Source organism: Halomonas colorata (assembly GCF_014897985.1).
GTDB classification, from domain to species: Bacteria; Pseudomonadota; Gammaproteobacteria; order Pseudomonadales; family Halomonadaceae; genus Vreelandella; species Vreelandella colorata.
This window is the reverse complement of record NZ_JABUZA010000003.1, coordinates 101,618-114,108: the sequence shown is the minus strand read 5'-3', so window position 1 is coordinate 114,108 and position 12,491 is coordinate 101,618. Positions and strand designations below refer to the sequence as shown.

Annotated in this window: 11 protein-coding genes; 2 read left to right on the top strand and 9 right to left on the bottom strand. The window is 55.5% G+C overall.

The genetic code is table 11. From position 1 onward, the window contains the following. Positions 1-35 precede the first annotated feature (35 nt). Positions 36-1,106: a metal-dependent hydrolase gene (locus INT33_RS02830; RefSeq protein ID WP_193091031.1), complete on the top strand. Its 1,071-nt coding sequence runs from the start codon at positions 36-38 to the stop codon at positions 1,104-1,106. Positions 1,107-1,125: 19 nt separating this feature from the next. Here INT33_RS02830 and INT33_RS02825 read toward each other — a convergent pair whose 3' ends face one another. The 7 genes from INT33_RS02825 to rho all read right to left on the bottom strand — a co-directional run bounded on the left by INT33_RS02825 (position 1,126) and on the right by rho (position 7,880). Further along, a complete protein-coding gene (locus INT33_RS02825) occupies positions 1,126-1,854 on the bottom strand; it encodes an MliC family protein (RefSeq protein ID WP_193091030.1) in 729 nt (242 codons plus the stop codon). 41 nt (positions 1,855-1,895) lie between these two features. Continuing rightward, a complete protein-coding gene (locus INT33_RS02820; RefSeq protein ID WP_193091029.1) occupies positions 1,896-2,408 on the bottom strand; it encodes a DUF3087 family protein in 513 nt (170 codons plus the stop codon). A gap of 141 nt (positions 2,409-2,549) precedes the next feature. Then, on the bottom strand, positions 2,550-3,629 hold the full coding sequence (locus INT33_RS02815) for a 3-deoxy-7-phosphoheptulonate synthase (protein WP_226940039.1): 1,080 nt from the start codon (positions 3,627-3,629) through the stop codon (positions 2,550-2,552). After that, on the bottom strand, positions 3,626-3,790 hold the full coding sequence (locus INT33_RS02810; protein ID WP_192538077.1) for a hypothetical protein: 165 nt from the start codon (positions 3,788-3,790) through the stop codon (positions 3,626-3,628). Before INT33_RS02810 ends, INT33_RS02815 begins: the two co-directional genes overlap by 4 nt. Before the next feature lie 463 nt (positions 3,791-4,253). Beyond that, on the bottom strand, positions 4,254-4,991 hold the full coding sequence (locus tag INT33_RS02805) for an NAD(P)H-flavin reductase (protein WP_193091028.1): 738 nt from the start codon (positions 4,989-4,991) through the stop codon (positions 4,254-4,256). 44 nt (positions 4,992-5,035) lie between these two features. Beyond that, on the bottom strand, positions 5,036-6,532 hold the full coding sequence (gene ubiD, locus INT33_RS02800; RefSeq protein WP_018918240.1) for a 4-hydroxy-3-polyprenylbenzoate decarboxylase: 1,497 nt from the start codon (positions 6,530-6,532) through the stop codon (positions 5,036-5,038). 88 nt (positions 6,533-6,620) lie between these two features. Then, positions 6,621-7,880, bottom strand: a complete 1,260-nt coding sequence (gene rho / locus INT33_RS02795; protein WP_193091027.1) for a transcription termination factor Rho — start codon at positions 7,878-7,880, stop codon at positions 6,621-6,623. 735 nt (positions 7,881-8,615) lie between these two features. On the opposite strand from rho, the gene ppx reads away from it, so the two are divergent. Continuing rightward, complete coding sequence (gene ppx, locus INT33_RS02790; protein ID WP_193091026.1) at positions 8,616-10,160, top strand: exopolyphosphatase; 1,545 nt, start codon at positions 8,616-8,618, stop codon at positions 10,158-10,160. A 27-nt stretch (positions 10,161-10,187) separates the two neighbouring features. Here the strand turns inward: ppx and tilS are convergent, their stop codons facing one another. Next, positions 10,188-11,486 (bottom strand): tRNA lysidine(34) synthetase TilS, encoded by a 1,299-nt coding sequence (gene tilS / locus INT33_RS02785; protein WP_193091025.1) that lies wholly within the window; start codon positions 11,484-11,486, stop codon positions 10,188-10,190. Next, entirely contained in the window at positions 11,467-12,420 is a 954-nt protein-coding gene (gene accA / locus INT33_RS02780) for an acetyl-CoA carboxylase carboxyl transferase subunit alpha (protein ID WP_193091024.1), read from the bottom strand. Before accA ends, tilS begins: the two co-directional genes overlap by 20 nt. Positions 12,421-12,491 lie beyond the last annotated feature (71 nt).

The following is a 12,491-nucleotide window of genomic DNA, read 5'->3' as shown; positions in this document are numbered from 1 at the left end:
ACCATATTAACGGGTATCGCTAAAAGGAGAAACCAGTGGATTCAATCACGCAGGCTGCGCTAGGCGCTGCTGTAGGTGGAGCGCTACTCGGCCGCCGCCTGGGGCGCAAAGCTGTGCTGGTTGGAGCACTGCTGGGTACGCTACCTGACCTGGATGTCGCGCTGGATTATGGCGATGCTATTGCCAATGTGACAGAGCACCGCGGCTTTTCTCATTCGCTACTGGTGCTGACCGGCCTCGCCACGCTGCTTGCGTTGCTGTGTACACGCTTTGCGCCTGCCCGGGATATTTCTCTATCCCGCTGGTGGTGCTTTTTTACGCTATGTTTGGTGACTCACCCGCTGCTGGATGCGCTAACGACCTACGGTACGCAGCTTTTTTGGCCGCTGGATACGCCGCCGGTGGCATGGCCGATCATCTTTATTATTGACCCGATTTATACGCTGGCCCTTTTGATAGGCCTGGGAACGGCGCTGGTATCTCAGCAGGTGCGCAAATACTGTGGTCTGGGTCTTGCCGTATCGTGCGTGTATCTAGCCCTGGCAGCAGGCGCCAAGTGGAGTGTGGAGCAGCGTCTGGCCCCGGCTCTTGCTGAGCAGGGGTTAACGCAGGCCCCTGTATTGATTCAGCCAACACCGTTTAACATTGTGCTATGGCGGGCCACGGTGATTGATGAAGACCGCTATTATGAGAGCCTTATCAGCATCTTCGATGCGCCTCGCCTCCCCCAGCTAGAACCCCTATGGCGAAATACGGCGCTGGAAGAGACGGCGCTTTTCGGCCCGTTAGGCCAACGGTTAACATGGTTTACCGGCCCTTTTTTACGCTACGAAGTTCGCTGGATTGATGGCAAGGAAACGCTACTCGCCACTGATATCCGACTAGGCTTTCCAGGATTTCACCCATTTAGCTTTACGCTCGCCACTCTTGAGGATAATCGCTGGGTCCCAGTGGCAACCAGCAAGCAGGTAAGTGCGGTGCGTGGCCTGAGCCTTGCCACGCTTTCAAGGCTTGCTGCACGTGCTTCAGGAAATGTTTCAGCGTTATGCGCCAGTGATTTTATCGCCACACACTGGCGCGCAGAGCGCTTTCTCTACCGCTGCTAACAGCTACGCGTTAAGACCGTTAAGGGGCAATACCTTGACCACATCCGCTATATTGCTCGCCGGCATAGGTAAGCGTTACGCGGGCGGGAAAAGGCTTGCCGCTCATGTCGTCAAAACAGGCGGCGGCTTCGATACGCAGGCGAAAAAACGGCTCAACGCGGGCATTTTCAAGCACCACTCGACCCGCGTCATTATCCATTACGCTCATCATATACGGAAACTCAAGACGCTCTTCCCCGTAGTTGAGCTGCATGGTTAGCGTGGGTGCGTCGTGCGCTAACGCCACCGTCCAGCCCGGCTCGTTGCCTTGCCCCCAGAACATAACACCCGGTTTTTCCGCCCTGGTAATGGCCGCTCGCTCTTCACTCAGCGTGCACTGCAGCTGACCGCGCGGCGTTTCTACCATGGCCTTATCGCCACGATTCCAAAAACTGATACTGCCGTCTTGATAGCGCGCTCCGCTGGCTACCACGGCTTGAGGTAACCGCCAGGCACCATGCAACGACCAAAGCCGTAAATCACTGGTATTCGTTGCGGTAACCAAGTGCTGATTAGCCGGCTGGCAGTGCCAGCCCTGAAAGCGCTCGGCCGTTCCGGAAAAAAGTACCGACGGCAGTAGCGGTGCACTGCTGTTCACGGTCATTTTGCCTGACTCGCCGACCGGAGCGGCCGTTGAGGCACAGCCGCCTAGCGCGACTAACAGTGCGCTCGCAGCGATTAACGGAAGTGGATTGGACACCAGTGTCATTAACAAATGCTCCCTGCACGCGTGATTTATTGTGTCGTGGATCAGCTTCGCTTGAAAGCGTGTAAATCTTGCGAGTCAAAGGTATCAACCGTGGGCGATAGCCCAAACGCTTCCCGCTTGGCTTTTATATGATTGGCTTCTGCCACCCAGACAGTATCCTGGGAAGGCGACCGGCCATTCAATTCAGCCAGTTGCGTAATACCCTGATGGTAAAAGGTTAAAATATTAAGTGCCGCTTTGTTGTCGTCATCGACCGCGCGGCGGAGCGTAGGTAAATAACCGCTAATCTGCGATAAGTGCTGCTTTAACTGCCAGACGTAACGCATCTCGGTCATCCAGGGGCGTTCGCGCAATACTGCAAATAGCGCACTGGTTGCCAGCAGCCCCAGAAAAACACCCAGCGCGTATAGCCAGAGGCTGCTGCCGAAGGTGGATGTCAGCAGCATGGAGAACAGCATTCCAAAAATAAGCAGCTGGCCCGCCATTGCAAAACTGATCATGCGTGCCTTGCGGCGATAGCTGTGTGAATCATGCTGTTCGAGGGTAAAAACCATGGCCAACCTCGTCATCTAATAGAACGCTCTATGATACGGGGCTGACCATAGCAAACAAGCCTGGGTTACTAAGGTTCGTCTGAAAAGTGTCTGCGCTCGGCAACTTTTCAGACAGAACCTAAAAACCTGAGTGGTCAAACGTTAGCTTAATCGCTCGGCGGCTGTTTTTAGTAACCGCTCGGTTGCCTCCCAGCTAACGCAGGCATCGGTCACTGAAACGCCATAGCGCAGGGCATTCGGCTGCAGTGGCTGCTTGCCTTCAAATAGATGACTTTCCAGCATCAGGGCAACCAGATTGGCATTACCTGCCTGCCGCTGGGCGAGCACATCCAGCATCACCTCACTTTGGCGGCGGTGATCTTTACGCGCATTGGCGTGACTGCAATCAACCATTAACCGCGGGTTCTGGCCGGCCTCATGCAGCGCCTTGATAGCTGCCTGAACATGCGCTGCCTGATAATTAGGCTCGCCATGCCCGCCGCGCAGCACCACGTGTGTATGCGGGTTACCGGCCGTTTGCTGCATGATGGGCCGCCCATTGTTGTCTTGAGCGAAACGCTGGTGACCATGGGCCGCTGCCTGCATGGCGTCGATTGCGACCTGCACATCACCGCTGGTCGCGTTTTTAAATCCCACTGCGGCGGCTAAGTCGCTCGCAAGCTCACGGTGCAGCTGTGATTCGGTGGTCCGCGCCCCAATCGCCACCCAGCTTAAAAGATCATCCAGGTAAGGCGCGAGCATGGGCTGAAGCAGCTCAGTTGCCACCGGCAGGCCGCGGGCGGCAACGGCATGCATCAGCTCCCGGGAGAGCGTAATGCCCTTGGCCATATCGCCGCTGCCGTCTAAATCCGGGTCATAGGCGAGCCCCTTCCAGCCCACGGTGGTGCGGGGTTTCTCAACATAGACCCGCATTACGGGTAAAAGCTGTTCACTTACTTGCTCACTTAATGAAGCGAGACGGTCAGCGTACTCAAGGGCTGCGTCAGGATCATGGATAGAGCAGGGCCCTACCACGACCAGAAGCCTATCATCCTGGCCACTCAGAATGTTTTGAACCGCCTGGCGCTGCTGGGATACCTGCTGGCTTAAATGGGCGCCTACCGCCACGCTTTGGCGCAGCTCGGTCGGTGTGGGAAGCAGCTTTTCCGTGCTGGGCGTGCTGACAGTAATGGGAGTCCCATTACGTTCTGAGCTAAGGGCTAGGCTTGCTGGGGCATTCATAAAGGTTTCTCCGGTAGCGCATGACATCGTTTGACGTTGCCACCCAGGCAAGCACGGTCGGAGGTGGCAGCTTGCACCGACCGCGCGTCGCTAAATCGCCAGCCATAGCCATAGCCCACATAGCCGGTAGCGATAGTGACGTTATATGCGCGATACATCATGGTGCAGCTCCTTAATGACATTCCTATGGCGAAAGCCTTAAAACGCAAAAGCCCCGATTGGGTTACCAACCGGGGCTATATTCGGCAGGCAACCTAGTCGGTGTGCCTGGTAGCGCGACGTTAACCGCCGGCCGCGGGCACACCGTGGCTAAACCAATATCCAAAATAGGCAACAACGCTCATGCACACGCCAACCGCCACCAAGGGCAAACTGTTAGCAGTGTGAGAAGACGCGTAGGTGTGCATATTTTTCCTAATCATTGGCAAGCCTGTAGGCTCTGCGAAATGCAATTCTATAAAATTTTCGTTTTAAAATACCAATCGCTTTAAAAATCAGCCTTTTTAAAACGCTATGGCTTTATCCTGCCCTTACGCTTGGCAAATGGCAACTGTTTATCGCAAAACTGTTTATCGCAAAACAATGCATTTGGCAAACGCGGGCAGGTTTTTCCTCTTGCATCAATCAAGGGCGCGGCGCGTAGGCAAATACGTCTGAGAAGACACGCTCGCGGGTTACCCCTTTGGCTTCCAGAATATCCAGGCAGGCGTACACCATGCCGGGCGAGCCCGAGAGGTAAATATCGTAATCGCTAAACGTAAGCGCAGTCTTTTCCAGGACCAGGTCGATCCGACCCTGGTGATGATGAATTCGCTCACCGCTTGCCAGTGGCTCGGTCAGAGGGAATTCAGTCACGGCCTGAAAGGTGATCTGGGGGTAACGCCGGGCCCACTCAGACGCCAGATTTTCAGCATACAGATCACGGTGTTCGCGGGCGGCCCACCACAGGGAAATCGGCCGCTCGGGCTGATCACGCAGCGTAGCTTCAACGATGGCTTTCATCTGCGCAAAACCGGTGCCTGCGGCAATCAGCATTAGCGGACGCTGACTTTTCGGGTCAACAACACACTCACCGCCCGGCAAGCGCAGGGTCAGTTGGTTGGCTACTTGCAGCAGATTGCGCAACCGCGCCGAGTTATCGCGCTCGGGCCAGTGCTGAATATGCAGCTCGATCACGCCATCGCCCTGCTCGGCACTGGCAATCGAGAACGGCACCCAAGTCGTGTCATCCAACCGGAGTTCTAAATACTGACCGGGGGCATGCTGCATTGCTTCTGCGCGGCCTTCCAGCGTTACGCCAAATACGTCAGGATTTAAATCCTCAACGGCCGTTACCTGGCAGGTTAACGTCCTTGCGCTCATGAAAACCTCTTTGTAAAAAATCAATCAGCGATGCGCCACTAAACTTAACCGCCGTGCCGCGGAGCAGGCAGGGGAATACCAATCCCTAGCTCTTCCCATCGCTCGTCAACGCGGTTTTTAACCGTCTCATCCATCACGATGGGGGTGCCCCACTCACGGTCCGTTTCACCCGGCCATTTATTGGTCGCGTCCAGGCCCATCTTGGAGCCCAGGCCTGACACGGGCGAGGCGAAATCCAAGTAATCAATGGGTGTGTTTTCCACCATCACGGTATCGCGTGCCGGATCCATGCGTGTCGTGATCGCCCAGATCACGTCTTCCCAGTTGCGCGCATCGACATCGTCATCCAGCACAATCACAAACTTGGTGTACATGAACTGACGCAAAAAGCTCCATACGCCCATCATTACGCGCTTGGCGTGGCCGGGATACTGCTTTTTCATGGTGACGACCGCCATCCGATACGAGCACCCTTCCGGAGGCAGGTAGAAGTCAACGATTTCAGGAAACTGCTTGCAGAGTATTGGCACAAACACTTCGTTGAGTGCTAACCCCAAAACGGCTGGCTCATCCGGCGGGCGCCCGGTATAGGTCGAGTGATAAATGGCATCACGACGCATGGTCATGCGAGTGACCGTAAAGACCGGGAAGTGATCCACCTCGTTGTAATAACCGGTGTGATCACCGTATGGGCCTTCCGGCGCCATATCATCGGGATAGATAACCCCTTCCAAAATGATCTCGCTTGAAGCGGGTACCTCAAGGTCTGAATGACCACATTTAACGAGTTCGGTACGTGAGCCGCGCAGAAGCCCGGCAAACGCATATTCGGAGAGGGAATCAGGAACGGGGGTCACGGCCGCCAGGATCGTGGCAGGGTCAGCACCCAGCGCCACGGCAACCGGGAAAGGCTCGCCAGGATGCGCTTGCTGAAACTCCTGGAAATCCAGCGCCCCTCCACGGTGGGAGAGCCAGCGCATGATCAAGCGGTTTTTGCCGATCTTTTGCTGCCGGTAAATCCCCAGATTCTGACGCTTTTTATGCGGGCCTCGGGTAATGACCAGCGGCCATGTTACCAAAGGCGCCGCATCGCCCGGCCAGCAGTGCTGGATAGGCAGGCGATCAAGATCAACCTCGTCACCTTCAAAAACGACTTCCTGCACCGGGGCCCGCTTAACGGTTTTAGGCCCCATGCTAAGCACCTGCTTGAAAATGGGCAGCTTATCCCAGGCGTCTTTCAACCCCTTGGGCGGGTCAGGCTCTTTTAAAAAGGCCAGCAGCTTACCCACTTCACGCAGCGCTTCGACCGACTCCTGCCCCATCCCCAGCGCCACACGTTTGGGTGTACCGAAAAGATTGCCCAAAAGCGGCATGTCGTGACCCTTCACGTTCTCGAACAGAAGCGCCGGGCCACCGGCACGCAGCGTGCGGTCGCAAATTTCGGTGATTTCCAGGTAAGGATCGACTTCGGCTTGGATACGCTTGAGTTCACCGCGCGCTTCCAGCGCCGCGATGAAGTCGCGCAAGTCGTTATACTTCAAGACACACTCCCCGATAGGCTTACGCCGCCATGTAAGTATTAATCAACTCAGATAGGTGCTTATCAGCCCTAGCAGGTATCGATCAATCCTAGCGGCGCTTCATCGCTTCAAAGAACTCAAGATTCGTCTTGGTATCCTTCAGACGATCAATCAGGAATTCCGTGGCAGCAGTATCTTCCATCGGGTTGAGCAGCTTGCGTAAAATCCACATGCGCTGCATCTCTTCCTCAGACGCCAGCAGATCTTCACGCCGCGTACCGCTGCGACGAATATTGATTGCTGGGAAAACACGCCTTTCCGCCAGTTTGCGGTCAAGGTGCGCTTCCATATTACCGGTACCCTTGAACTCTTCGAAGATAACTTCATCCATCTTCGAACCGGTATCTACCAGGGCCGTGGCAATAATGGTCAGGCTGCCGCCTTCTTCGATATTACGCGCCGCACCGAAGAAGCGTTTGGGCTTCTCAAGGGCATGAGCGTCGACACCACCGGTCAGCACTTTACCCGAGCTCGGCACGACGGTGTTGTAGGCACGCGCCAAGCGGGTAATCGAGTCAAGCAGGATGACCACGTCTTTTTTGTGCTCAACCAAACGCTTGGCTTTTTCGATGACCATTTCAGCGACCTGAACGTGGCGCGCCGGCGGCTCATCGAAGGTGGAAGCCACCACTTCACCGCGCACGGTGCGCGACATTTCGGTAACTTCCTCCGGGCGCTCATCGATCAGCAGTACGATCAGATGGCACTCAGGGTTGTTGCGCGTAATCGAGGTGGCGATATTCTGCAGCATTAGTGTCTTACCCGCTTTGGGCGGAGACACCAGCAAGCCACGCTGACCTTTACCAATCGGTGCGGTCAGATCGATGATGCGGGCCGTAAGATCTTCGGTGGAACCGTTACCGATTTCCATCCGCATACGGTCATTCGGGAATAGCGGCGTCAGGTTCTCGAAGAGAATCTTATGTTTGGCATTTTCCGGACGGTCAAAGTTGATCTGGCTAACTTTGAGCAGGGCAAAATAGCGCTCGCCTTCTTTGGGCGGACGAATTTTGCCGGAAATGGAGTCGCCTTTGCGCAGATTGAAACGGCGGATCTGCGAGGGCGATACGTAGATATCGTCCGGTCCGGCAAGATACGAGCTGTCGGCGCTGCGCAGGAAGCCAAAGCCATCCTGAAGAATTTCCAGCACACCGTCGCCATAGATATCCTCACCGCTTTTAGCGTGTCGTTTGAGGATGGCGAAAATGATGTCCTGCTTGCGCGAACGGGCCAGATTATCGATACCCATTTCGCGGGCGATATCGAGCAGCTCGGGAACGGTTTTTTGCTTGAGTTCAGTGAGATTCATCGGTGTGTTAGAAAATTGCTCATGGAAGCTAGGCGCAAGCGCCAAAATAAGACAGGAGGCGTAGCACGTAATGATATGGCTAGGCACCGTGTGATGCGTTCAGATCCCGATAGGGCACATACTCGAAGATACGTCATTAGGCATGTACTAACTCATGGCAAGTGCGCAATGAGTTCTTGCTCAGTTCGAGAGTGCTAGCAGTTGTTTGCTGTGATTAGCATAAGGAAAGAACCAATCAACGGGTTATCTGACGACTTGGAAATCTGGCTGATGCTATCTGGATAAGTACTATAATGGACAAGTACTATTCTGGATAAGCACTATTTAGTCAACACTAAAAATTTCATCAACATCTGCATCGAAAAATACTACAAGCAGCAGCGTTGGGTAAGCACAGCGTTAAATAAATACGACTTCATCAATACGGGTAACGCCGATAACCATCAAGACGACACTAACGTTAATGCCATTTTCATGTAAACGTCGACGTTCAAGGCAACAGTGCTGCTTAGGCTTAAGTGCTGCTTAGGCTCAGAGAACAGGATTAATCTTAACCGCTGCGAATTTTAACCGCTACTGTCAATAATTAATACTGCCAGCACACTGTCATTTACCAGGTCGAATCAAGCCAGTCGTTCGATGGTAGTCAAGCCCTGTGATAAACGCAAGTCTTTGCCAATTGACAATAGCCAGAGCGCACCGCAACCTTGGCATAGCCAATACCAAGGATAGCTCATGCCCAAGGACATTTCAGCCTCAGTCACAGCTCCATCTAGCGAGTTAGAAAGCACGGCTCCGCAGCGTTTAGCCGCGATCGACCTCGGCTCTAACAGCTTCCACTTGCTGGTGGCCAACTATCAAAATGAGCGCCTTCAAGTCGTTGCCCGCTTGGGCGAAAAGGTCCAGCTAGCCGCTGGTTTGGATGAAGACGGCAAGCTTAACGAAGCTGCCATGCAGCGCGCGTTAGACTGCCTGGGTCGTTTTGCACCCTTTTTAAGTGATATCGAGAGCGCCAACCTGCGCATTGTGGGTACCAACGCCCTACGCGATGCGCATAATAGCCAGGCCTTTATTGAGCGCGCCGAAGCGCAGCTGGGCCATTCCATCGAGATTATCGCAGGACGTGAAGAAGCCCGGCTTATCTATCTAGGGGCTGCCCATGCGCTGGCAGAAAACGGGCGTCGCCTGATTGTTGATATTGGCGGCGGCTCGACAGAATTTATTATTGGCGAGGAGTTTGAGCCCAAGGCGCTTGAAAGCCTGCGCATGGGCTGCATCACGTTTACCAGCCGTTTCTTCCCTGATGGTGAACTCAGCGAAAAACGCATGCGCCGCGCCGAGCTTGCCGCGCTATCAGAGCTTGCCCATATTCAGCGCCCCTACCAGCGTTTGGGCTGGGAGGACCCGGTGGGCTCCAGCGGCACTATTAAAGCAGCAGCCAGCGTTCTACTCGCCTACGGCGACACGCCCAGCGAGGGCGTGATTACCCGTAGCGGCCTCAAGAAGCTGCGTGAGCGCCTCATTAAGTGCAAACACCTGGATAAGGTGGAGCTGGATGGGCTTAAGCCTGACCGCGCCCGTGTCTTCCCGGCAGGAATCGCGATTTTAAGTGCCATCTTCGAAGCCTTTGACCTACCTCAAATGCGCTTTGCCGATGGCGCCCTGCGCGAGGGCGTGCTCTATGATATGGCCGGGCGCAACAGCGCTGAGGATACCCGTTCCAGAAGCCTGGAGACCCTTCAGCGAATCTATGATGTGGATTCCCGCCAGGCCGATAACGTGGCTGACACCGCGCTGCGCCTGTTTAAGCAGGTACAAGGCATTTGGTCGCTCACCCACGAGCACCGCTACTACCTTGAGTGGGCAAGCTATGTACACGAAATTGGCCTGGCGATTTCCCACAGCCAATTTCATCGCCACGGCGCCTACCTGCTGGAACATTCCGACCTGGCGGGTTTCTCGCGCCCTGAGCAGCATCAGCTGGCGTTTCTGGTACGTGCCCACCGGCGCAAGTTCCCGCTCAAAGAGTGGCAAGCACTTCCCAAGGCGCAACAGGCCCATAGCGCCAAGCTCGCCCAGCTGCTGCGTCTGGCGGTACTGCTCAATCATTCCCGCCCGGAAAGCGCCCCGCCACTACCATCCATCAGCGCTGATGAACAAAGCCTGACGCTGACCTTACCCGTCAGCGAAGAGCCCACGCTGTTCAGCACCGACATTGAGCAGGAGCAGGCTTACCTGCAGGCCGCGGGGCTTACGTTAAACGTGATTCAGGAGAGCTAGGCGAGCAGTCTGGCTACCCTTGCTGATTCACTTCACACCTTTAAAAGCGACCCCTGCCGCCTGCCAGAGTACGCTGGCAGGCGGTCTGATGACACCTAAGCAGGCATCTTCCGCCATCACCATAATAAGCCGCTCGCGCTCCCAAGGCGGTATCTGCGCCTCCTGAAGCAGCCGTTTAACATCGCGTCGGCCCCGCCCGGCAAGTGCAATGACCTCCCCGCCCTGGCGCCAGCGCAACGTTAATGGCGAAGCGGTCTGTATTAATGGCGAAGCGGCCTGTAAAGAGAGCTCTAGCATGCCTAAGGGCGTAACAAGCCCTGTCTTGCCTTCCCACGCGCTTTGCCAAGCGGGTAGCGGCTCAAGTGGCGCCATAAGATAAAGCCGCCTTTTCCACACTCTAGCCTCTGCTCCTGGCCACGCAACATGCACGCTGGCATCAGTGGCAGCGGTTAGCTGGTCAAGCAAGCTATCCAGGCGGCGCTGAGGCGGGGTAGGCAATAACTGCTGCTGGCACCAAGTACGCACGAGCAGCCGCTGGCGAGGCCGCGAGCGCGTGGCCAACGCAGCAGCATCGATGCATTGCGCACCTGCGCGCAATGTATCCAGCTCCGCCAGGGCATATTCACGAAGAAGCGTATCGGCTTCCCCGGCATGCGCGGCACTACTGGAAAGCGTGCGGGCGGCTTCGGGCCAGCGCGCCTTGAGGGCCGGCATGACCTCATGGCGTAACCGGTTACGGTCGAACGCGACATCGCTATTGGTAGGGTCTTCACGCCACGCAAGGCCAAGCTGGCGGGCGCGGGTTTCTAAACAGCACCGGGTAACCGATAGCCAGGGCCGAACAAAGATAAGGCCATGTGCCTGGCGACAATAAGGCATTCCTGCCAGCCCGCGTATACCGCTACCCCGCAGGGCGGCAAGCATCAGCGTTTCCGCTTGATCGTCCTGATGCTGGGCAAGCCAAACACTATCCCCGGAGGGAATATGCGTTTGAAAGGCGCGGTAGCGGGCATTACGCGCGGCGGCTTCGATTCCCCCAACGCTTGGGTCAACCGTGACCCCTACTACCGTCAGAGGTACGTTCAGGTGCTGACACAGCGCCTGGCAGTGCTGTTCAAAGTCGGCAGCGCCAGCCTGTAAGCCATGATTGATATGAATAGCGTTTAGCGGTCGATTGGCCGAACGGCAAACCGAGGCAGCCAGGGTCAGTAATAAAGACGAATCCAGCCCCCCGGAAAGTGCCACCCAAATAGAGCGCCCCGGTGGGGTTTCCACCAGGGCGTCGTTTAATAGGCGTTCAAGCCGTTCAGGCAGCTGGGGCACCATAGCTCATCAGGCGTTGGTAACGACGCTCTAGCAGGTCGTCGGTATCAAGCGCCTGCAGGCGTTCAAGACTTGCGGTAATGGTTTCTCTAACGCGCTCGGCAGTTGAAATCGGATGACGATGCGCGCCGCCCAGCGGTTCCTTGATCAACCCATCTACAAAGCCAAGCTCTTTAAGGCGCTCGGCAGTAATGCCCATTGCCTGGGCCGCATCAGAGGCTTTTTCAGCGCTTTTCCAGAGAATAGATGCACAGCCTTCCGGTGAAATAACCGAGTAGGTGGAGTATTGCAGCATATTCAGCTCATCACACACACCGATAGCCAATGCTCCACCCGAGCCGCCTTCACCGACAACGGTAGAGATAATCGGCGTTTTCAGGCGCGACATGACCGCAAGGTTATAGGCAATCGCTTCACTTTGGCCGCGCTCTTCCGCATCAATACCTGGATAAGCACCCGGGGTATCGATAAAGGTTAGGATCGGCATTTTAAAGCGTTCGGCCATCTCCATCAGACGACATGCTTTGCGGTAACCTTCCGGGCGCGGCATACCGAAGTTACGGCGCACCTTCTCTTTGACATCGCGCCCTTTTTGATGGCCGATTACCATCACTGGCTTATCGTTCAAGCGTGCAACGCCACCGACCAGCGCAGCGTCATCAGCGAAATTACGGTCGCCATGCAGTTCGTCAAAGTCGCTGAACATATGCTCAAGATAGTCCAGCGTATAAGGCCGCTGAGGGTGGCGCGATAGCTGAGAGACCTGCCAGGGAGTCAAATCCTTGAAGATCGATTCTGTCAGCTTACGACTTTTCTCCTCCAGTCGGGATATCTCATCGGAGAGATTAACGCTATCGGAGCTAACTAAACGCAGCTCCTCAATTTTTGCCTGAAGTTCAGCAATGGGCTGTTCAAAATCGAGATAATTAGGATTCATCGGCTCTGCCTGTAAACTGCCTAAAAAAATAAGCCTTATCGAAACGAGCATTTAATGGAGAGCATTATCGC

Coding starts and splice junctions, on each gene's coding strand:
- INT33_RS02810 (WP_192538077.1), bottom strand. CDS start 3,790: ATGATGTATCGCGCATATAACGTCACTATCGCTACCGGCTATGTGGGC.
- INT33_RS02815 (WP_226940039.1), bottom strand. CDS start 3,629: ATGAATGCCCCAGCAAGCCTAGCCCTTAGCTCAGAACGTAATGGGACT.
- tilS (WP_193091025.1), bottom strand. CDS start 11,486: ATGGTGCCCCAGCTGCCTGAACGGCTTGAACGCCTATTAAACGACGCC.
- ppx (WP_193091026.1), top strand. CDS start 8,616: ATGCCCAAGGACATTTCAGCCTCAGTCACAGCTCCATCTAGCGAGTTA.
- INT33_RS02805 (WP_193091028.1), bottom strand. CDS start 4,991: ATGAGCGCAAGGACGTTAACCTGCCAGGTAACGGCCGTTGAGGATTTA.
- accA (WP_193091024.1), bottom strand. CDS start 12,420: ATGAATCCTAATTATCTCGATTTTGAACAGCCCATTGCTGAACTTCAG.
- INT33_RS02825 (WP_193091030.1), bottom strand. CDS start 1,854: ATGACACTGGTGTCCAATCCACTTCCGTTAATCGCTGCGAGCGCACTG.
- rho (WP_193091027.1), bottom strand. CDS start 7,880: ATGAATCTCACTGAACTCAAGCAAAAAACCGTTCCCGAGCTGCTCGAT.
- INT33_RS02820 (WP_193091029.1), bottom strand. CDS start 2,408: ATGGTTTTTACCCTCGAACAGCATGATTCACACAGCTATCGCCGCAAG.